At 73.8% G+C, this 20,204-nt stretch carries 15 protein-coding genes; 10 read left to right on the top strand and 5 right to left on the bottom strand.

The features are described 5' to 3' along the window. Nucleotides 1-128: 128 nt before the first annotated feature. The 3 genes from AB0C59_RS22500 to AB0C59_RS22490 all read left to right on the top strand — a co-directional run bounded on the left by AB0C59_RS22500 (nucleotide 129) and on the right by AB0C59_RS22490 (nucleotide 7,010). Complete coding sequence (locus AB0C59_RS22500) at nucleotides 129-2,390, top strand: bifunctional glycosyltransferase family 2 protein/CDP-glycerol:glycerophosphate glycerophosphotransferase (protein WP_363007227.1); 2,262 nt, start codon at nucleotides 129-131, stop codon at nucleotides 2,388-2,390. Between the two features lie 214 nt (nucleotides 2,391-2,604). Then, the gene (locus tag AB0C59_RS22495) at nucleotides 2,605-4,800 is read left to right on the top strand and encodes a CDP-glycerol glycerophosphotransferase family protein (RefSeq protein WP_363007225.1); all 2,196 of its coding nucleotides are present in this window, start codon (nucleotides 2,605-2,607) and stop codon (nucleotides 4,798-4,800) included. Nucleotides 4,801-4,805: 5 nt separating this feature from the next. Then, complete coding sequence (locus AB0C59_RS22490; protein ID WP_363007223.1) at nucleotides 4,806-7,010, top strand: CDP-glycerol glycerophosphotransferase family protein; 2,205 nt, start codon at nucleotides 4,806-4,808, stop codon at nucleotides 7,008-7,010. Between the two features lie 36 nt (nucleotides 7,011-7,046). Here the strand turns inward: AB0C59_RS22490 and AB0C59_RS22485 are convergent, their stop codons facing one another. Then, on the bottom strand, nucleotides 7,047-8,309 hold the full coding sequence (locus AB0C59_RS22485) for an MFS transporter (protein ID WP_363007221.1): 1,263 nt from the start codon (nucleotides 8,307-8,309) through the stop codon (nucleotides 7,047-7,049). A gap of 61 nt (nucleotides 8,310-8,370) precedes the next feature. Here AB0C59_RS22485 and AB0C59_RS22480 point away from each other — a divergent pair, with 61 nt between their 5' ends. Both AB0C59_RS22480 and AB0C59_RS22475 read left to right on the top strand, forming a co-directional pair. Further along, nucleotides 8,371-9,282 carry a winged helix-turn-helix transcriptional regulator gene (locus AB0C59_RS22480; RefSeq protein ID WP_363007219.1) on the top strand — a complete coding sequence of 304 codons (912 nt, stop codon included), beginning with the start codon at nucleotides 8,371-8,373 and terminating at the stop codon, nucleotides 9,280-9,282. After that, a complete protein-coding gene (locus AB0C59_RS22475; RefSeq protein ID WP_363007217.1) occupies nucleotides 9,275-9,988 on the top strand; it encodes an alpha/beta fold hydrolase in 714 nt (237 codons plus the stop codon). Before AB0C59_RS22480 ends, AB0C59_RS22475 begins: the two co-directional genes overlap by 8 nt. A 110-nt stretch (nucleotides 9,989-10,098) precedes the next feature. Here the strand turns inward: AB0C59_RS22475 and AB0C59_RS22470 are convergent, their stop codons facing one another. Next, complete coding sequence (locus AB0C59_RS22470; protein ID WP_363007215.1) at nucleotides 10,099-10,512, bottom strand: organic hydroperoxide resistance protein; 414 nt, start codon at nucleotides 10,510-10,512, stop codon at nucleotides 10,099-10,101. A gap of 131 nt (nucleotides 10,513-10,643) precedes the next feature. Between AB0C59_RS22470 and AB0C59_RS22465 the strand changes: the two genes are divergently transcribed. After that, the gene (locus AB0C59_RS22465) at nucleotides 10,644-11,159 is read left to right on the top strand and encodes a MarR family transcriptional regulator (protein WP_363007213.1); all 516 of its coding nucleotides are present in this window, start codon (nucleotides 10,644-10,646) and stop codon (nucleotides 11,157-11,159) included. 31 nt (nucleotides 11,160-11,190) lie between these two features. Here the strand turns inward: AB0C59_RS22465 and AB0C59_RS22460 are convergent, their stop codons facing one another. Both AB0C59_RS22460 and AB0C59_RS22455 read right to left on the bottom strand, forming a co-directional pair. Continuing rightward, the gene (locus AB0C59_RS22460) at nucleotides 11,191-12,219 is read right to left on the bottom strand and encodes a YHYH protein (RefSeq protein ID WP_363007211.1); all 1,029 of its coding nucleotides are present in this window, start codon (nucleotides 12,217-12,219) and stop codon (nucleotides 11,191-11,193) included. Between the two features lie 135 nt (nucleotides 12,220-12,354). Further along, on the bottom strand, nucleotides 12,355-14,103 hold the full coding sequence (locus tag AB0C59_RS22455) for a glycosyltransferase family 39 protein (protein ID WP_363007209.1): 1,749 nt from the start codon (nucleotides 14,101-14,103) through the stop codon (nucleotides 12,355-12,357). Between the two features lie 253 nt (nucleotides 14,104-14,356). Between AB0C59_RS22455 and AB0C59_RS22450 the strand changes: the two genes are divergently transcribed. Both AB0C59_RS22450 and AB0C59_RS22445 read left to right on the top strand, forming a co-directional pair. After that, nucleotides 14,357-15,538: a glycosyltransferase 87 family protein gene (locus tag AB0C59_RS22450; RefSeq protein WP_363007378.1), complete on the top strand. Its 1,182-nt coding sequence runs from the start codon at nucleotides 14,357-14,359 to the stop codon at nucleotides 15,536-15,538. Nucleotides 15,539-15,566: 28 nt separating this feature from the next. After that, nucleotides 15,567-17,174: a glycosyltransferase family 2 protein gene (locus AB0C59_RS22445; RefSeq protein ID WP_363007207.1), complete on the top strand. Its 1,608-nt coding sequence runs from the start codon at nucleotides 15,567-15,569 to the stop codon at nucleotides 17,172-17,174. Nucleotides 17,175-17,533: 359 nt separating this feature from the next. Here the strand turns inward: AB0C59_RS22445 and AB0C59_RS22440 are convergent, their stop codons facing one another. Beyond that, the gene (locus tag AB0C59_RS22440) at nucleotides 17,534-18,160 is read right to left on the bottom strand and encodes a TetR/AcrR family transcriptional regulator (RefSeq protein WP_363007205.1); all 627 of its coding nucleotides are present in this window, start codon (nucleotides 18,158-18,160) and stop codon (nucleotides 17,534-17,536) included. A 283-nt stretch (nucleotides 18,161-18,443) separates the two neighbouring features. Here AB0C59_RS22440 and AB0C59_RS22435 point away from each other — a divergent pair, with 283 nt between their 5' ends. Together AB0C59_RS22435 and AB0C59_RS22430 are read left to right on the top strand one after the other, a co-directional pair. Further along, nucleotides 18,444-19,358 carry an ABC transporter permease gene (locus tag AB0C59_RS22435; protein WP_363007203.1) on the top strand — a complete coding sequence of 305 codons (915 nt, stop codon included), beginning with the start codon at nucleotides 18,444-18,446 and terminating at the stop codon, nucleotides 19,356-19,358. Next, on the top strand, nucleotides 19,351-20,193 hold the full coding sequence (locus AB0C59_RS22430; protein WP_363007201.1) for an ABC transporter ATP-binding protein: 843 nt from the start codon (nucleotides 19,351-19,353) through the stop codon (nucleotides 20,191-20,193). The genes AB0C59_RS22435 and AB0C59_RS22430 overlap by 8 nt, the downstream gene beginning before the upstream one ends. Nucleotides 20,194-20,204: the final 11 nt, after the last annotated feature.

The raw sequence follows: 20,204 nt of genomic DNA, 5'->3' as shown, positions 1-20,204 counted from the left end.
CCGGCCCACCCCCGGGCGTTCACCCGGGGTTCCCGCGGACGTTCCCCCGTATGCCGTAACCCCCGTAACCAAACCACTCCATAGGACGTTTTTGCGCAGTATGCCCGTGCCGATCCTATGGATGCCCCTTGCCCAGGTTCAGTGTCATCGTCCCCGCGTACAAGGTTCAGGCGTACCTGCAGGAGTGCCTCGCATCCGTGCTGGAGCAGTCGTACACGGATGTCGAGGTGATCGCGGTCGAGGACTGCTCGCCGGACGCCTCGGGCGCGATCATCGACGAGTTCGCCGCCCGTGACGCCCGCGTACGCCCGCTGCACCTGCCGCGCAACCAGGGGCTCGGGCCGGCCCGCAACGCCGGCCTGAAGGAGGCGACCGGCGACTACGTGCTCTTCCTGGACGGGGACGACACCCTGGTCCCGGGGGCGCTGCGGGACATCGCCGACCGGCTGGACGAGACCTCGGCGCCCGACGTCCTGGTGTTCGACTACGCCCGCGCGTACTGGACCGGGCGCACGGTGCGCAACCAGCTCGCGAGCCTGCTCACCGAGCAGGGCCCGGCACCCTTCGCCCTGGAGGACCGGCCCGGGCTGCTCTCGCTGCTGATGGTGGTCTGGAACAAGGCGTACCGCCGGGAGTTCATCGAGCGCGAGGGCTTCACCTTCCCGCCCGGCTACTACGAGGACACGCCCTGGACGTTCCCGGTGCTGCTGTCCGCCCGCACCATCGCCACCCTGGACCGCACGTGCGTGCACTACCGCCAGCGCCGCCAGGGCGGCAACATCCTGGCCTCCACCAGCCGGGCGCACTTCGACGTCCTCGACCAGTACGACCGCGTCTTCGCGTTCCTCGACGCCCGCCCCGGGCTCGACCGCTGGCGCCCGGTGCTGTTCCGCCGCATGGTCGACCACCTGGCCGCGGTGCACGCCGCGCGCGACCGGCTGCCCCGCGAGGACCGGGCCGCGTTCCTGCGCCTGGCCCGCGCCCACTACCGCCGCCACCGGGTGCCGGGCGCGCCCACCCGGGCCCGCGATCTGCTGATCCGCCTGGGTGACCCCCGCGTCCATCGCGTGCTGACCTGGGCGTACCGCCGCGCCCGCCGCACCAGGGCGCTGGCCGCCGCAGCCGCCGGCAGGCTGTCCGGCGCCGCCCTGCGGGCGCACTACCGGGTGCAGCTGCGTCTTCCGCTGCGCGCCGACCACGCGGTCTTCACCCGGGACGCGGGGGGCCCGTACGGCTGCAGTCCGGGCGCCCTGGAGGCCGCCTTCCGGGGCCTGTCCCCCCGGATCCGCACCGCGTGGATCGCGCGGCCCGAGCACCACCACACCGTGCCGGCCGGCACCCGGGCGCTGCGTCCCGGCTCGGCGGCGTACTGGACGGCGCTGGCCCGGTCCACGTACCTGGTGCACAACGCCGACTTCGAGCCCTCGGTGGTCAAGCGCCGCGGCCAGGTGCTGGTCCAGACCCGGCAGGGCACGCCGGTCAAGCGCATGGGCCTGGACCTGCTGGACCGCCCGGCCGCCGCCCGGGGCGCCGACATCGCCCGGATGCTGCGCTCCGCCGACAGCTGGGACTACGTCGTCTCCGGCAACCGCCACTCCACGCTGGTCTGGGAGCGGGCGTTCCCCTCCGGGTTCACCACCCTGGAGTACGGGCTGCCCCGCAACGACGTCTTCGTCCGCGCGACGTCCGCGGACGTGAACCGGGCCCGGCAGGCGCTGGGCGTCCCCGAGGGCGCGGTGGCCGTGCTGTACGCGCCGACGTACCGCGACTACCACCGCGGGCGGCGTGTCGGCCTCGATCTGGAGCGGGTCCTCGACCGGCTCGGCCCGCGCTTCGTGCTGCTGACCCGCGCGCACCCCTCCTGCGGGGAGCCGCTGGCGCGGAGCAGGAAGGGCCGCGTGATCGACGTGAGCGCACTGCCCGGCGTCGAGTCGGTGTGCCTGGCCTCGGACGCGCTGATCACCGACTTCTCCTCGCTGATGTTCGACTACGCCAACCTCGACCGGCCGATCGTCCTCTACGCGAACGACTGGGAGGCGTACGACGCGGCGCGCGGCACCTGCTTCGACGTGCGCGGCTTCCCGCCGGGCGCCGTGGCGCGCGACGAGGACGAGCTGGTCGACATCTTCACGACCGGCCACTGGCGCGGCTCGCGCTCGGCGCAGCGGCGCAGGGCGTTCCGCGAGCGGTTCTGCCCGTACGACGACGGGCTGGCCGCCGAGCGGATCGCGCGCCGGGTCGTGTTCGGCGAGGACACCTGGCTGCCGCCGGTCATCCCGCTGTCCGGCCGCCATCCGGTCCCCTCCGCCGCGTCCGCGGTCCTGCCGCCCGCGCCTCCGGCCACCGTCCCGGTGCCAGGCCGCCGGGTGCCGGTCGACGAGTACCTCTGACGCCCCCGCCTTCGTCCCTTCGCCCCTTCGTCGCCGTCCCCGTCCCTTCTCCGCCCCGTCCCCTCTTCGCTCCGGAGCCGCCCCGTGCCTCGCAGGCCCACCCCCTCCCGGCCGTTCACCTGCCGCCCTTCGGGGCGGCCGGGGCGCTGACACCCGCACGCCCTTGCCGCGCCGGCCCCGGGGCAGGAACCGGGGCCCGAGAGAAAGAACAGAATTGCCCCGCTTCAGCATCATCGTCCCCGCCTTCGGCGTGGCGGGCCGCCTGTCCCAGGCACTGGACTCCGTCCTCGCCCAGTCCTTCCGCGACATCGAGCTGATCGCGGTCTGCGACGCGCCCGACGCCCCCGAGGGCGCGGTCGTCAGCGCGTACGCCGAGCGCGACGCCCGGGTGGTCCCGCTGACCTCGCCGTCCTCCGGCGGCCTGGGCGTGGCGCGCACCGCCGGGGCCGAGACGGCGAGGGGCGGCTACCTGCTGTTCCTGGACGGGGACGACCTGCTGGCGCCGGGCGCGCTCGCGGCGCTCGACGCGCGCCTCGCGCGCACCGGCGACGTGGACGTCCTGTACTTCGCCCACGAGCGGGTCCACTGGTGGGACTCAGGGACGACCACGCCGCCCCTGGTGAAGACCCCGAAGGGCGCCTTCGCCCCCTGCCTGGCACCGGAACTCACCGGAGTGTCGGTGCCCGCGTGGAGCGCCGCGTACCGGCGGGCGTTCGTGACCGAGCACCGGCTGGCCTTCCCGGCGAGCCACTTCACCGACATCGGCTGGGGCGGCCTGGTCACCCTGGCCGCGGCCCGGGTGGCCGTGCTGCGTTCGGTGTGCGTGCGGCATCTGGTGCGCCGGCAGGGCAGCCGGCTGCACCGGCCCGGCGTCCACCAGGTCGACCTGCTGGACCAGGTCGAGCTGGTGATGGGCCGGGCCGCCGAGGTCGGCCTGTCCGTGGAGCGGGCGCGGCCCCTGTTCGAGCAGCTCTTCGCCGTGGTCCTGCGGACCGCCGCGCACCCGGAACGGCTGCCCGCGCGTCTGCGGCGTGACTTCTTCCGGCGTGCGGGCCGCCTCTACCGCCGCCACCGCCCCGAGGGGTACCGGCCGCCCGCGGGCAGCATCGGGGTGCAGCACCGGCTGCTGGCGTCCGGCGCGTACAGCGCCTTCCGGGCGCTGCGCGGTGTCAACCAGGGCCTGACGAAGGCGGTCCGGGGCGCGCCGGTGCCGCGCGGGCTGCGCACCCGTGCCCGCTACGCGCTGGCGCTGCGCCGCCCGCGCGATCCCGGCCTCGCGGTGTACTGCGCCTACTGGGGCCGCGGTTACGCCTGCAACCCGGCCGCGATCCACGCCAAGGCCCGCGAACTGGCTCCGCACATCAGGTCGGTGTTCCTGGTCGAGGCGGACGCGGTGGACAGTCTGCCCGGGGACGTGGAGTACGCGGTGATCGGCAGCCGCACCTACTGGGACGTGCTGGCCCGCGCCACCTATCTGATCAACAACGCCAACTTCGCGGACGGCGTGGTCAAGCGGCCCGGCAGCGTGCACCTGCAGACCCAGCACGGCACCCCGCTGAAGAAGATGGGCGTCGACCAGTCCACGTATCCCGTCGTCGCGGCGGCGAGCGGAAGCTTCACCAAGCTGCTGGCGCGGGTGGACCGCTGGGACTACAACCTCTCCTCCAACCGGCACTCCAGCCAGATGTGGGAGCGGGCCTACCCCGGCGCGTACGAGATGCTCGAGTACGGGTATCCGCGCAACGACGTGTACTACACGGCGACCGCCGAGGACGTCGCCCGTGTCCGCCGCGAGCTGGGCGTCCCCGAGAACCGGACCGCCCTGCTGTACGCGCCCACGCACCGCGACACCAGTGCCGGCTACGACACGCGCCTGGACCTGGACGCGTTCTGCGACGCGCTGGGCGAGGAGTTCGTGGTCCTGCTGCGCGCCCACTACTTCTACGACCAGGGCGGCGGACCGGCGGGCGGCGGCCGGATCATCGACGTGACCGCGCACCGCTCCTCCGAGGACGTGTGCCTGGCCGCCGACGCGCTGATCACCGACTACTCGTCCATCATGTTCGACTACGCCAACCTCGACCGCCCGATCGTCGTGTACGCGGACGACTGGGACGTCTACCGGGAGACCCGGGGCGTCTACTTCGACCTGCTGGACGCCCCGCCGGGCCGGGTGGCGCACACGCCCGAGGAACTGGCCGCCGTCGTCCGCGGCGGCTCGTACGCGGACGGCACGGCCGCCGCGCTGCGCGCCGCCTTCCGCCGGCGCTTCTGCCAGTTCGACGACGGGCGGGCGGCCGAACGCGTGGTGCGCCGGGTGCTGCTGGGCGAGCCCGCGGCGTCGATCCCGGCCGTGGTCCCGCTCGCCGACCGTGTTCCGGCCCCGGCCCACGCCCTTGTGAGGAGCTGATCACCGTGCCCCGCTTCAGCGTCATCGTCCCCGTGTTCAAGGTCCAGGGCTTCCTGCGCGAGTGCCTCGACTCGGTGCTCGGGCAGTCGTACGGCGACTTCGAGATCGTCGCGGTGGACGACTGCTCACCCGACGGCTGCGGGGAGATCCTCGACGAGTACGCCGAGCGCGATCCGCGGGTGCGGGTGCTGCACCTGCCCGAGAACGTGGGCCTGGGGCGGGCCCGCAACGCCGGGATGCCCCTGGCCACCGGGGACTTCCTGCTCTTCCTGGACAGCGACGACACGCTCACCCCGGGCGCGCTGCGCGCGATCGCGGACCGGCTGGAGGAGACCGGCGACCCGGACGTCCTGGTCTTCGACTACGCCCGCGCCTACTGGTGGGGCGGCACCCGGCGCAACGTCCTGGCCCGGGTGCTCGCCGAGGCGCCCGAGGCCGGCTTCACCGCGGCCGAGTACCCGCGGATCCTCGATCTGCTGATGGTGGTGTGGAACAAGGTCCACCGCCGGGAGTTCGTCGAGCGCGGCGGCTTCACCTTCCCGCCCGGCTACTACGAGGACACGCCCTGGACGTTCCCCGTCCTGCTCGGCGCCGGGCACGTCGTGGCCCTGGACCGGATCTGCCTCACCTACCGCCAGCGCCGCCAGGGCAACATCCTGTCCACCACCAGCCGCAAGCACTTCGACATCCACGACCAGTACACGCGGGTCTTCGCCCACGTCGACGCCCACCCGGAGCTGGAGCGCTGGCGCGCGTACCTGCGCCACAAGATGGGCGAGCACTGCCTGGACATCCTGTCCAAACCGGACCGCCTTCCCCCCGGCGACAAGCGGGAGTTCTTCCACCGCACCGCCCGGCTCTTCCACGAGCACCGCACCGAGGAGCCGGTGCCCGCCGAACTGCGCGTCCTGGAGGGGGGATACGCCCGCTACCTGGCCGGGCGGCACGGGGCCGCCGCCGGTGACGCGCTGGGCCGGCGCGGCCGGCGGCTGCGCAACGCGGCGACCGGGCGGGTCAAGCGCGGCTGGTCCTGGGCGTACGGCAAGCGGCCCCTGGACCCGCACCTGGCGGTGTACTCCGCGTTCTCGCACCGCGGCCCGAGCGGCGACCCGGCGGCGATCCACCGCGCCGCCCGCGACCTGGCCCCGCACATCCGCGCCGTGTGGGTGGTGCGCGAGGACCAGGCGGACCGTCTCCCGCCGGACGTCGAGTACGTCCTGCCCGACAGCCTGGCCTGCCGCCGGATCACGGCACGGGCGACCTTCTTCGTCAACAACGTCAACTGGCCCCACACCGTGCCGGGGCGTCCCGGCAGCGTCCACATCCACACCCATCAGGGCACCCCGCTGAAGTACATGGGCGTCGACCTGCTGGGCAAGCCGGGCGCCCGGCACGGGTTCGACGTGCCGCAGATGCTGCGCCGGGCCGACCGCTGGGACTACAGCCTGGTCGCCAACCTCCACTCCGAGCTGGTCTGGGACCGCGCCTACCCCTGCGACTTCACCTCGGCCCGCACCGGCAGCCCCCGCAACGACGTCCTGGTCAACGCGAAGCCCGGCGACGGGGCGGCCTTCCGCCTGCGGCACGGCATCCCCGAGGACCACACGGTCGTGCTGTACGCGCCCACCCGCCGCGACCATGTCCGGGGCGGCCACACGGAGCGGTTCGACCTGGTCCGGTTCGCCGAGGAACTGGGCCCGGGGCACACCCTGGTGGTCCGTCTGCACCCGTCGCTGGCGGACGGCCCGGCCCGCGGGGCGGGTCTGAGCGAGCTGCACCGGCGGGGCGTCCTGGTCGACGCCACCGACGAACTCCACGTGGAGGAGGTGATGCTCGCCTCCGACGCCCTGGTCACCGACTACTCGGCCCTCATGTTCGACTACGCCAACCTCGACCGCCCGATCGTGGTGCACGCCGACGACTGGCGCGCCTTCACGGCGAGCCGGGGCGCGTACATCGACGTCACGGCGGACGCGCCGGGCCATGTCTCGCGCTCGTACCGCGAACTGGCGTGGCTCTTCGCGTCCGGCTGCTGGCGCGACGCGGAGTCGGCGGAACTGCGCGCCGGATTCCGCGGCCGCTTCTGCGCGTACGACGACGGCCGCGCGGCGGAGCGGGTGGTGCGCACCCTGATGCTGGGCGACCCCGACGTCGAGATCTCGATCCCGGCCCCGGCCGCGAGCGAGAGCGACGTACTGACCTGGCGCTGAACCGCGCCCCGCCAGGAGCGCCGGGCCCGGGACGCGTCAGACGAGTTCGCGCATCCGCCGGACCGGGCTGGCCAGCAGGATCGCCGGGCTGATCGCCGATCCGACGGCCATCAGTGCGAAGGCGGCCCGGGTCCCCCACAGGGCGGCGGCGCCCCCGGCCGCCAGCGCGCCGAAGGGGATCACACCCCAGGAGACGAAGCGGACCGTCGCCATCACGCGCGGCAGCAGCTCCGGGGGTGTGGCGGTCTGCCGGTAGGTGCGGGTGACGATGCTCGTCACCACCACGGCCGCGCCGAAGCCGCCGTATCCCAGGGCGAACACGAGGAGCGCGGCCGAGTGCCCGGCCAGCGGCATCAGCACCGCGAAGCACGGCGTGGCCAGCGAGGCCCAGACGACGGCCCGTCCGCTGCCCACGCGGGCGACGATCCGGGGAGTGAGCGCCGCGCCGATCAGGGTGCCGAGACCGTCGGCCGCGATGAGCACGCCGACCAGGGCGGGCGGCGCGTCCAGGGTGCGCACCAGGAAGACCGGGGTGAGCGCCATCAGGCCGCCGTTCACGAAGTTCAGGGCCGTCGCGTCCGCCGCGCACGGGCCGATGACCGGGTGGCGGACGACATGGCGCCAGCCCTCGCGGATCATCTCGGTCATCCCGCGGCGCGGGCCCTCCTGCGCGGGGTGCGCGACCCGGGGCAGGCTGCCCATCAAAGCGGCCGAGGCGAGGTAGCTGACCGTGTCGACCACCATCGACGTCGCCGCGCCCAGCACCTGGACGAGCACACCGCCGAGGGAGGGGCCGCCGAGCTGGGTCGCCGCGTGGGTCCCGGAGGCGAGGCTGTTGCGGGCGGTCAGCTCCTCCTTGCCGACGAGGGAGGGCAGCAACGTCGAGGTGCCGACGTCGAAGACCACGGACGCGAGCCCGACCACCAGGGCCACCAGGACGAGGTGGACCAGGCTCAGCACACCGAGCGCCGCGGCCACCGGCACCGAGCCCACCGCGACGGCCCGGAGCAGGTCCATCACCACCGGCGTGCCGCGCAGGGGCAGGCGGTGCACGAGGACTCCGGCCGGCAGGCCTATCAGCAGCCACGCGACGTAGGAGGCGGCCGTGATCAGGCTGACCTCGAACGCCGAGGCGTGCAGCACCAGCACGGCGAGCAGGGGCAGGGCCACCGCCGTCACGGCGTCCCCGAGCCCGCTCACCGTGGACGCGCCCCAGTACCGCCAGAACACCGCGGCGCGCGAGGAGCCGGCCCCCCGCCGCCCCTCCTCGTCCCGCCGTCCCCGAACCACCGTCGTCATGTCGCTGCCCCCCGCGGCCACCGAGTGAGTTCCCTTAGGGAACTGACTATACTCATGGACTGTGCGGTACACAGAACTCGGCGACCCCGACTGCGCGATCGCGCAGGCGCTGACGGTCGTCGGCGACCCGTGGACACTGCTGCTCATCCGCGATGTCGCGGGCGGGACGCATCAGTTCGACGCGCTGCGGGACGGACTCGGCATCAGCCGCAAGGTGCTGACGGAGCGCCTGAGGACGCTGGTCGCGGACGAGGTGCTGGAGAAGCGCCTGTACCACCCGCACCCTCCCCGGTACGAGTACCACCTGACCCCGGCCGGCCGCGGGCTGCTGCCCGTCCTGGTCGCCCTCCAGGACTGGGGCGCCCGCCATGTCATGGGGGACGGCGCCCTCACGGCCACCAGCACCGACGACTCCGCCGAGACCCGGCGCGTCCACGCCCTGGTGGGCCGCCGGCTGCCCGCACTCGAACTGGCCGGCCCCTCCGGCACGTTGGTCGACCCGGTGGCGACGGACCGGGCCTGGACGGTCCTGTACTGCTTCCCCGGCGCCTACGCGCCCGACCACCACGGCCACCCGCCCGGATGGGACCGGATCCCGGGCGCCCCCGGCTGCACGCTGGAGTCGTGCACCTACCGCGACCGGATGGCGGAGTTCGCCGAGCGCGACGCCCGGGTGCACGGGGTCAGCACCCAGCGCCCCGACCAGCTCGCCGCGTTCGCGCGCCACCAGCGCATCGCGTTCCCGCTCCTGTCCGACGCCGACCTGCGCCTGACCGCCACCCTGCGGCTGCCCACCTTCCGCGCGGCGGGCATGGACCGCCTCAAGCGCCTCACCCTCGTCCTGGACTCCACGCGCACGGTCCGCGGAGTCCTGTACCCCCTGAACGACCCGGCGGGTTCGGTGGACGACGCCTTGGCCCTGGTGGACTCGCTGGCCACGGGACAGGACGACCGGGAGGCCGCGCATGGCTGATCACCACTCGGTGCACGCGGGAGGGCTCCGGCTGGCCTGCCGGGTGTCGGGTCCGCCGGACGCCGCACCGCTCGTCCTGCTGCACGCGCTGGGCGAGGACGCGACCGACTGGGAGGCGGTGGCGCCGGTCCTCGCGCTCAGCAGGCGGGTGTACGCCCTCGATCTGCGCGGCCACGGCCGGAGCGACTGGCCGGGGGACTACTCGCTCGAACTCATGCGGGACGACGTGCTCCACTTCCTGGACGCGCTGGGGCTGGGCACGGTGGACCTGATCGGGCATTCCATGGGCGGGGTCGTGGCCCACCTGCTCGCGGCGGAGCACCCGCGGCGAGTGAGCCGGCTCGTCCTGGAGGACGTTCCGGCTCCGCACCCCCGCAAGCCGGTCGTCCCGACCAGGCCCGAGGGCGAACTGTCCTTCGACTGGGAGATGGTGCGGGCCATCAGGAGGCAGCTCGACGCGCCCGACCCCCGATGGCTGGAGCGTCTCGGCGGCATCACCGCCGAGACGCTCGTCCTGGCCGGCGGTCCCCGCAGCCACGTGCCGCAGGACGGCATCGCCGAACTGGCTCACCGCATCCCCGGCGGGCGCCTGGTCACCATCCCGGTAGGACACCTGATCCACACCGCATCGCCCCAGGCGTTCACGGCGACGGTCTCGGCGTTCCTGACCCCGCCCGAGCCACCCCCTCCCACCCACCGGCCATGAGCGCCCGGTCACCTGCCCGAAGGCGAAGGCGGCCGCGCGGTGGTCGGACACAAGGACGCGCCCGGCGCCGGGAGAAGGCCTCCGGCGTCGGGCGCGGGCTGGGGGGTCGGTTACTCGACGACGAGCTCGACCGGGATGTTGCCGCGGGTCGCGTTGGAGTACGGGCAGACCTGGTGGGCCTGCTCGACCAGCTTGCGGCCGGTCTCCTGGTCCACGGAGTCCGGGAGCTCCACGCGGAGGGTGACCGCGAGGCCGAAGCCCTCGCCCTGCTTGCCGATGCCGACCTCACCGGTCACGGCGGCGTCGCTGACGTCGACCTTCGCCTGCCGCCCGACCAGGCCCAGCGCGCTGGCGAAGCAGGCCGCGTACCCGGCGGCGAACAGCTGCTCGGGGTTCGTGCCCTGGCCGCTGCCGCCCATCTCCACGGGGATGGCCAGCTCCAGGTCCAGCTTGCCGTCGGAGCTGACCGCGCGGCCGTCGCGGCCGTGCGTGGCGGTGGCGACAGCGGTGTACAGCGCGTCCATGGGAAACCAACCCTCTCGAAGTCGTCGGCGGCCGGCTTCCGTTCCTGCTCCGGACCGCCTCACACAGAAGATTGAAGCACACAATTAAGTTGTGCACAACTGAATGGTCCGCCGGGAGGTATCCTGGGTGCATGACAAGCGCGCCGCCCCCCGGGTCCGCCGAGTCCGCGGGCGAGGAGTTCCTGCGGCTGGACCGGCAGATCTGCTTCTCCCTCCACGCCGCCTCCCGCGCCTTCAACGGCGTCTACCGCGTCGTGCTCAAGGACCTGGGGCTCACCTATCCCCAGTACCTGGTGATGCTGGTGCTGTGGGAGCACGGGGACCTGCCGGTGAAGCGGCTCGGCGAGCATCTGCGGCTGGACTCCGGAACGCTCTCGCCGCTTCTGAAGCGCCTGGAGGCGGCGGGCCTGGTGCGGCGGGAGCGCAGCGCCGAGGACGAACGGTCCGTGCGCGTCCACCTCACGCGGGAGGGCGCGGACCTGAAGCGGCTCGCCGCCCGGGTGCCGCGCCGGATCGCCGCGGCGACGGGCTTCGACGTGGCGGAGATCCTGGACCTCCAGGCCCGCCTGGACCGCCTGACCGCCGCCCTGGACTCGGCGGCCCTGGACTCGGCGGCAGGGGACGAGATCCCGGGGTGCCTCGGCTGAGACCGGCCGCCGGGCCCTCCCGCGGCCGGGGTCAGTGGCTCCAGTCGTGGCCGTGCGGGTCGCCGGGGACCGTCACCGGCGTACCCCGGAAGCATCCGATCGAGTACGGGTACTCGCCGTTCAGGTGGTAGTGGTACATGACGACCTTCTTGCCGTCCCACATGATCGCGTGCGTGTGGCCGTGGCAGACGTCGAGGTCCTTGTTCCTGACGATCCTTCCGTCCTCGCCGCGCGGCCCGTAGATCCCGAAGCCGTCGATGGCGTATCCCACGAGCGGCGAGTGCCCGGAACGCCCCCTGCCGGCCCGCCGCCTGGAACCCGCCGCGCCGAAGCAGGTCTGGGAGGGGCCGTGGTAGTGGTACTGCGTGTCGTACGGGTGGCCCCAGCAGCGGTCCAGGGGCAGCGCCGCGTTGGGGTCGACCGGGCGGTCCTCGGCGTCGGTGGCCACCTCCAGGTGGAAGGTGCCGCCCGCCAGAGCCATCCCGGTCGTGAGCTGCGCGATGCACGTGGGCGTCGCCCGTGCGACCGGACGGCGGGGCACGGTGACGTCGAGGTTCCATGGCTCGATGGGGATCGCCGCGGCGTTGGGGTAACCGTGCGCGGGGATCTCCGCGTAGTACTTGTAGGCGGGCGTGCCCTTGCGCACAGGGAAGCGTCCGGTGGCGTGGCCCGGGAGGCCGTTGCCCTTGAAGTGCCTGGTCGTCGGGGTCGTCGTCACCCGCAGAACCTTGTGCCAGTGCATGGTCCCCGAGACGAAGGGGCGTCTGCGCACGTCGATCACGCCGTGCGCGTCGATCCACGGGCGGTCGGGCCGGGTGAGCGTCCCTCCCCGGCAGGCGTAGAGGGTGTCGCGCGCGGGCGAGGCGATCGACGTGCCGGTGGGAGGTGTGCGCAGACGGGTGATCGGCGCGTCGTCGGCGCCCCACCCGCCGTGCACCGCCGCGGCCGCCGCCCGCCACGGACCGGGCACGGCCGCGGACCCGGCCGGGGCCGTCGCCGGGCCGAGGAGCGCGCAGAGGGCACCCGCCGCGACGGCGGTGGATCTGGTTGCGCCGATCATGGACACTCCCCGGCTCGACAAGGACACCGCCTCACCTCACCACGCACTCGCCACGTCGCCCCGGGGACACGATCGGGCAACCGAGTGAGCACCGCCCCGCACGACCGTGAGCCGCCCGGCGGCGGGAGCGGCGGGTCAGCGGCGCACGTACAGCCGGAGGACCGCGCCGTCGTGCGTGTACCGCTGCCGGAGACGGAAGTCGCGGCGCAGCACCGCGAGTTTGGCGCTCTCGGTGGGGCTGGTGGGCGTCCACGAGCCGCGCAGGGCGAACCGCCGGGCGACCACCCAGACGTACGTCAGCCCGTCGAGCCGCCGCCGCAGTTCCCGGGGACCGGTCTCGCGTCCGTAGAGCGAGCCGTCCTCGGCGGCGGGCACGTCCAGTGCCACGTCGCGGGTCCCGGCGAAGCCCGCCGGATAGGTCAGGGCCGTGCGGCGCTCCATCGAGGGGAGGAAGAGGACGGGGTCCCCCGGCCGGAGCCGGCCGCCGGCGAACGCCGAGACGGCCGCGAGGTCGTCGGGGCGGTGGGAGGCGAGGCGGTCGGCCCGCAGCACCGGGAGGTGCACGGCGAACACGGCGCAGACGGCGAGCACTCCGAGCAGCGCCGTCCCGTCGCGCCGCACCGGCGAGAGGCGCCGGACGGCCGCCGCGGCGCCGGGGGCAGGGGCGGGCGGCGCGTCCCGCAGGGCGATGTGGCCGCCGGCGTCGGCCGGCCGCGCGGGCCGGGGCACATGGGCGAGGAGGGGACGGTGACTGCCGGCCGGGCCGGGGGCACCACCGCGGGGCGGGTCGGAGTGGTGGCCGAGAGGGACTCCCTCGTCCGGGTGATGCCTGCCGGGGAGCGCGGTGGACGCCCGGGACCCGCCCGTCCACGGCCGCCGGGGGGCACCGGTGCGCAGGCGCCGGGCCGCGCCGGCCATCCGGTCCGCGCCGGCCGCCGCGAGCAGCGGCGCCCCGGCCAGCGCGTACAGCACATAACGGTCGTAGTAGAGGGGCGAGACGCGCGACACCGCCATCAGCACCGCGGGCGGCACCACGACCAGGGGCAGCGCCACCCCGGCCAGGGTGACGCCCCGGCCCCACGCCGGGGCCGGCCGGCGCGGGGCCAGCGCCAGGGCCGCCAGCAGCAGGCACGGCACCAGGACCGTCCACGAGGGGCCGGTGAACTCCCTCAGGAGCGACTCCGCGCTCCGCACGTCCGGTTTCCTCAACCACGCCACCTGCGCCGCCTGGCCGTGCGACACCAGCGCCAGGGGCAGCAGCACGAGGACCGCGGCCCCGGCCGCGGCCAGCCAGCCCCGCCACACCCGGCCCGGCACCCGGGCGAGTGCCAGCGTGCAGGCGTGCGCGAGCAGCGCCAGCACGGCGAACTCGTGCAGGACGCAGGTGACGGCGACGACCGTCCCGTACGGCCACCACCTCCCGCCCCGCACCGCCCGCACCAGCAGCAGTGTCGCGCCCGCGACCCCGGCCGCGACCAGCGCGTACGAGCGGCCCTCCTGGGCGTAGTGCCCGACCATCGGCGTGACCGCGTAGAGCAGGCCCGCCCACAGCCCCACCCGCGGCCGGGCCAGCCGGGTGCCCAGCGCGGCCACCAGGCCCGCGGCGAGCGCCGCCCCGCAGACCGAGGGCAGCCGCAGCATCACCTCACCGGGGTGGACGGCCAGGATCGGACGCATCATCAGGTAGTAGAAGCCGTGCACCGCGTCCACGGTGTGCAGCAGATGCCAGATCTGCGGCACCGGGCGCCGCGCGACGTCGAACGTGGCCGCCTCGTCGCGCCACATGCCGCCGCGGTCCAGTCCCCACAGCCCGATCGCGAACATGACGCTCGCGGGCAGGAGGACGGCCACGCGCTCTCTGCGCCTCTCGGGCGACCGACTCATGACGCCATTCAACATGCCCGACTTTAGTGCGATTAGATATTTCTTACTCGACATCGATGGTGCAACTCCCCGTGAACGGACGAAATCCGCCTACCATCCGGGCTTGATGAGTGCCTCGAAGAATGCCCCGAACCACCCCGCTACGCCCAGGACATTCCCTTCCGCTCGCATTCCGCCGCCCTTCGACAGGACGAACCACCGGCGGCGCCGGTTGCTCGCCCTGGCCGCCGCCTGGGCCCTGACCCGCGCCCTGATGCTGTGGCTGCTCACCCACGACCGGTACGCACTGCTCGGCAGCGGCGGGGTCTCCCGGGAGGTGTCACGGCTGTACCACGGCTGGTACGGCGTCCTGAGGCACGGCGCCTTCCCCTCGGGTGACCGCCTGTGGCAGTACCCGCCGGGCGCGGGCGGGGTGCTGCTCTCCCCCGCCCTGCTCCCCGGGCTGACGTACTTCCAGGCGTTCGTCACCCTCACCCTGCTCACCGACGCGCTGATCGCCCTCGCCCTCGCCCGCGCGGGCACCCGCCCGGACCGCTCGCTCGGGGGCGCGGCCCTGTGGGTCGCGGGCCTCCCGCTGCTGCTGCACATCCCGCTGGCCCGCTACGACGTCCAGGTGACCGCGTTCGCAATGCTCTCCCTGCTGCTCCTGGGCCGCTCAGGGCGGGCGAGCGGCGTGTTCGCGGCACTGGGGGCCCTGGTGAAGGTGTGGCCCGCGCTCGCGCTCCTCGGCACACCGCGCGGCCGGACGACCCGCGCGGCCTGGACCGCCGCGGCGCTGACCACGGCCACGCTGCTCGCCCTGGTCACGGCCCTGTTCCGCGCCCCGTTCGACTTCCTGCGCCAGCAGGGCGGCCGGGGTGTGCAGATCGAGTCGCTGGGCGGCACCGTGCTCATACTGGCGCGCCGGGCGGCGGGCCGGCCGATGCGCACCCGGTACCAGTACGGCGCCGTGGAGTTCGTCGGCCCGCATGTGCGCACCGTCGCCCTGAGCTCCCTCGCGCTGACCGCGCTCGCCTTCGCGCTCCTGCTGCTGTGGCGGCTGCGGGCCCGCCGCTGGACACCGGCGACCCCGTACGACGCGGCGCTGGCCGCCGTGCTGCTGTTCACGGTGACGAGCCGGGTGATCAGCCCCCAGTACATGGTGTGGCTGGTCGGACTGGCGGCCGTGTGCCTGACGTCACGGCACACCACCCAGCGCCCCGTGGCACCGCTGATCCTGGCGGCGACCGCCGTGAGCACCGTGGAGTTCCCCGCCTACTACGCCGAGGTCGTGGCCGGGACCTGGGCGGGCTGCGCGCTCATGTCGCTGCGCAACGGACTGCTGGTCTGCGCGGCGGTCCTGTCCTTCACCCGCCTGTGGCGCTCGGGACGGCCCGTCCCGGGGCAAGGATTGGCCGGCTCTTGGACGGGGGGTTGGCGACTTCTTAACGGATGATTACCCAGGATCCCTAGTGTGCTCGCTCGTGGAATCGACGCACCCTCACGACGCCCAGGTCAGCGTCGTCGTCATCGGCTACGACGACGCCGCCCATGTGACGGACGCGGTGCGCTCCGCCCTGGCCCAGGGCGGTGTCGTCCGCGAGGTGATCGCTGTCGACGACCGCTCGACGGACGGCAGCCCCGCGCTGCTGGCCGCCCTCGCGGCCGACGAGCCGCGCGTGCGGGTCATCCCCAGGACCGTCAACAGCGGCGGCTGCGGCACCCCGCGCAACGACGGCATCGACGCGGCCGCCGCCCCGTACGTGATGTTCCTGGACAGCGACGACGTCCTGCCGCCCGGAGCCGTCGAGGCGCTGCTCACGGCGGCCGTCGCGCACGGCGTCCCGGTGGCGGCGGGCCTGTGCGTGCGCCGCGAACTGCCCTCGGGCCACGAGGTCCCCTGGCAGCCCGAGCTGTACGCGCGCCCGGCGCTGGTCCCCCACCCCAGCGAGCGCCCCCGGCTGGCGCACGACACCCTGTGCGTCAACAAGCTGTACCGCACCGACTTCCTGCGCGAGCACGGCATCCGCTTCCCGGACGGCCGCTTCCCCTACGAGGACTTCGTCTTCAGCGCGCGGGTGCTGGCCGCGGGGCCCGGCATCGCGCTGGTGCCCGAGACCGTCTACGTCTGGCATGTGCGGCGCTCGGCGGCCCGCCTGTCCATCTCCCTCGACCGCGCCGGCGTCGACAACTGGAAGGCGCGCATGGAGGCGACCCGGCAGGCGTACGAGATCCTGTCGCAGGCCGGCGAGAAGCGGCTCGCCCGCGCCGCGCGCACCACCTTCCTGGACCGCGGGCTGCGCATGTACACCCGGGAGTTGCCGCTGCGCGACGCCGGGTACCGGAGGGAGTGGTGGACGCTCACGCGCGCCTTCCTCGCGGACTTCGACGAGGCCGACCTCGCGCAGGCCTCCGTGCCCGGCCGGGTCGTCGCCCAGGTGGTCCTCGCCGCCGAGGAGCCCCGCGACCTCGACCGGCTCAAAGCCCTCGCGGCCCGCCCCGCGCGGCTGACCCCGCCCTACGCCACGGCGGCGGACGGCACCCCGGTCTGGGCCGCGGACCTGCCCGAGGTCCGGCTGGAACACCTGCTCCACCGGCCCGTACGGCATCTGCCCGTGACCATCGCCGCGCATCTGCGCCCACGGGTGGGCGGCACCCGGCTGCGGCTGCACCTGCACGAGCTGTACGGGCGGATGGAGAACGCGCGCCCGACCGCCGTCGAGGTGACCTTCACCCCCCGGGACGGCGCCTCCACCAGCCGCACGTACACGGCCCCCCTGCGCCGCGACGCCGGCTCCGGCGGCTGGAGCGGCGAGAGCGCGGTCGACCTCGCGGCGCTCGGCGCCGGCACCTGGGACCTGCGGCTGACGCTGCACTGCGCCGACGGCGCGCGCTGCGAGACCACGGCCCACGCCGTCCCCGGCACCGGCCTGCTGTCCCGCCGCGCCCTGCCGAGCCTGCGGCACGGCGTGCTCCTGGTCCAGCCCTACGCCACCCACTCCGGCGCCCTGGCGCTGCGACTGGCCCCGGGCGTACGGGGCGCGGCGTCCGTCCTGGTCCGCAGACTGCGCCGCCTCCTCCACCGAACCTGAGCCCGCCCGGTCGCCCCCGGCCCTTCTGGACGGACGGCGTCGCGCGAAGGGGGTGTCACGGTCCGCGGCCCGGGCCCGAGGCGTCACCGCCCACGCGGCAGCGGCACGGCAGCCCTTCCCGGGCATGGCCACCCACCGAGGCCGCCCGCCCGGGAACGGGACAGGGCCCCGCGGCCCGAGCGGACACGACACGTTCCCGCCGATCCCGGCCCCACCGCCGGGCAGGGTGGCCTGGAGCCCGGGCGCCGTCCGCGGTCGGCGGGCGCGGCGGTGGTCGCGATCGGCCTTCCGGGACGCGGCCACCGGACGATGCCCCCACCCGGGACGGGGACGAGGATCCCCGCGCCGGGCCCGCCCCGCTACAGCGCCCGGAGCGCTCCCGCCGTGGCCCGGGCCAGGCCCGCCAGGTAGTCCTTCGGCAGCTTCGGGCCCCGGACCACCACCGCGCGCCAGTACAGCGGCCCGGAGATCAGGTCGAGGGCGAGGTCGACGTCCGCGGTCGCGTCGATCTCGCCGCGGGCGACGGCGGCGGCGACGATGCCGCTCGCCACGCTCTGCTGGCCCTCCCGCAGCGCCTTCTGCATGGCCTCGGCGATCTCCGGGTTGCGCGCCGCCTCCGCCTGGAGGTCCGGGATGATCTGGCCGGCCACCGGGTGGCGCAGGGCCCGGGACGTCACCTCGTAGAGCAGCCTGAGGTCGCCCTCCAGGGAGCCGGTGTCCGGCGCCGGGAGGCCCTGGACGGCCACCGCCGAGACCAGGTCGAGCACCAGGTGCAGCTTGGAGCGCCAGCGCCGGTACACCGCCGTCTTGCCGACACCGGCCCGGCGCGCGATGCCCTCGATGGACATACGGGCGTAGCCGACGGCCGCGAGTTCCCCGAAGACGGCCAGGCGAATGGCCTCGGTCACGTCCTCGCGGAGCACGGCCGCACCCGCGGGCGCCCGGCGGGGCCGTTTCACCTGTGAAGTGTCGGCGTTCGTGGTCATGCGGTCCAGCATAGGCGGTGACGACGAAACGGTTGCGTTCCGACGTCGGATCGGCATACGCTCACGTTACGACGATACGGTCCCGTTCCGACGTAAAGAGAAGCAACCCGAATCCCCAAGAGCAGGCCAAGCCCGCAAGAGGAACACAAGATCCCGGCAAGAAAAGTGAGAAAAACCGGGCAGTGGTACCCAGCGGGTTTATGGCGGCGCGAGACTGGGGGTTTGTACGGCGGAAGTCTGTGGACCGGTTCGTGCGACCGACCCCCGAGTGAAAGCAGCGGATGTGAGCCAGGTCCTCGACACACCGCCCCCCACAGCGACCGATCCGGACGGTTCCCCGGCAGCGCTCGCCGCCCGGTACGGCCTGACGGTCAGCGGTGCCCGCCCCAGCCTTCCCGAGTACGTCCAGCAACTGTGGGCGCGCCGCCACTTCATCACGGCGTTCGCCACCGCGAAGCTCACCGCGCAGTACAGCGAGGCGAAGCTCGGCCAGGTCTGGCAGGTCATGACCCCGCTGCTGAACGCGGCGGTCTACTACTTCATCTTCGGCATCCTGCTGGGCACCAGCAAGCACGTGCCGGACTACATCCCGTTCCTGGTGACGGGCGTGTTCATCTGGACGTTCACCCAGAGCTCGATCATGGCCGGCACCCGCGCGGTCTCCGGCAACCTGGGCCTGGTGCGCGCCCTGCACTTCCCGCGCGCCGCCCTGCCCATCTCCTTCTGCCTCCAGCAGCTCCAGCAGCTGCTGTTCTCGATGGCGGCCCTGATCGTCATCCTGCTCTGCTTCGGCGTGCCCGTCTCGGCCTCCTGGCTGCTGGCGATCCCGGCGCTCGTGCTCCAGTTCGTGTTCAACGCGGGCATCTCGCTGATCATGGCCCGGATGGGGGCGAAGACCCCGGACATCGCGCAGCTGATGCCGTTCATCCTGCGCACCTGGATGTACGTCTCCGGCGTCATGTGGAGCATCGACAAGCTGACCAAGGCGGACGATCTCCCGCACGCGGTGACGATCGCGCTGCAGACCAACCCGGCCGCCGTCTACATCGACCTCATGCGGTTCGCGCTGATCGACAGCTTCCACGCCCACCAGCTGCCCCCGCACGTGTGGCTGGCCGCGACGGGCTGGGCCCTGCTCGCGGGCGTCGGCGGATTCATCTACTTCTGGAAGGCAGAGGAGAGGTACGGCCGTGGCTGAGCTCCTGAACGACAAGCCGGTCCCCACTGTCATCTGCGACGGCGTCGACATCGTCTACCGCGTCAACGGCACCGGCGCCGGCCGCGGCTCCGCCACCGCCGCGCTCAACCGCATCATGCGCCGCGAGAAGGCGGAGAAGGCGGCGGGCGTGCGCCGGGTGCACGCCGTCAAGAAGGTGACCTTCACCGCCTACAAGGGCGAGGCCATCGGCCTCATCGGCACCAACGGCTCCGGCAAGTCGACGCTGCTCAAGGCCGTCGCGGGCCTGCTGCCCGTGGAGAACGGCAGGATCTACACCCACGGCCAGCCCTCCCTCCTCGGGGTGAACGCGGCCCTGATGAACGACCTGACCGGCGAGCGCAACGTCTACCTCGGCGGACTGGCCATGGGCATGTCCCGGGAGCAGGTCAAGGCCCGCTACCAGGACATCGTCGACTTCTCCGGCATCAACGAGAAGGGCGACTTCATCACGCTGCCCATGCGGACCTACTCCTCCGGCATGGCCGCCCGGCTGCGCTTCTCCATCGCCGCCGCCAAGGACCACGACGTCCTGCTGATCGACGAGGCCCTGGCCACCGGCGACCGCTCCTTCCAGAAGCGCTCCGAGGAGCGCATCCGCGAGCTGCGCAAGGAGGCGGGCACGGTGTTCCTGGTGAGCCACAACAACAAGTCGATCCGGGACACCTGCGACCGGGTGCTGTGGCTGGAGCGCGGCGAGCTGCGCATGGACGGCCCCACCGAGGAGGTCCTCCAGGCGTACGAGGACTTCACGGGCGGCAGCGACAAGGCCGCACCCCAACCCAAGAACCCGGCCACCCCGGCCAAGCGCCCCTGACCTCTTGAGGC

This window comes from Streptomyces sp. NPDC048664 (assembly GCF_040650555.1).
Lineage (GTDB): Bacteria > Actinomycetota > Actinomycetes > Streptomycetales > Streptomycetaceae > Streptomyces.
Note: the sequence above shows the minus strand (reverse complement) of the source record. Positions and strands in the feature narration are given on the sequence as shown.

Bases quoted from the DNA above. Each gene is read 5' to 3' on its own strand.
- AB0C59_RS22485 (WP_363007221.1), bottom strand. From the start codon at position 8,309: ATGACGACGGTGGTTCGGGGACGGCGGGACGAGGAGGGGCGGCGGGGG.
- AB0C59_RS22475 (WP_363007217.1), top strand. From the start codon at position 9,275: ATGGCTGATCACCACTCGGTGCACGCGGGAGGGCTCCGGCTGGCCTGC.
- AB0C59_RS22470 (WP_363007215.1), bottom strand. From the start codon at position 10,512: ATGGACGCGCTGTACACCGCTGTCGCCACCGCCACGCACGGCCGCGAC.
- AB0C59_RS22465 (WP_363007213.1), top strand. From the start codon at position 10,644: ATGACAAGCGCGCCGCCCCCCGGGTCCGCCGAGTCCGCGGGCGAGGAG.
- AB0C59_RS22460 (WP_363007211.1), bottom strand. From the start codon at position 12,219: ATGATCGGCGCAACCAGATCCACCGCCGTCGCGGCGGGTGCCCTCTGC.
- AB0C59_RS22455 (WP_363007209.1), bottom strand. From the start codon at position 14,103: ATGAGTCGGTCGCCCGAGAGGCGCAGAGAGCGCGTGGCCGTCCTCCTG.
- AB0C59_RS22450 (WP_363007378.1), top strand. From the start codon at position 14,357: ATGCTGTGGCTGCTCACCCACGACCGGTACGCACTGCTCGGCAGCGGC.
- AB0C59_RS22440 (WP_363007205.1), bottom strand. From the start codon at position 18,160: ATGACCACGAACGCCGACACTTCACAGGTGAAACGGCCCCGCCGGGCG.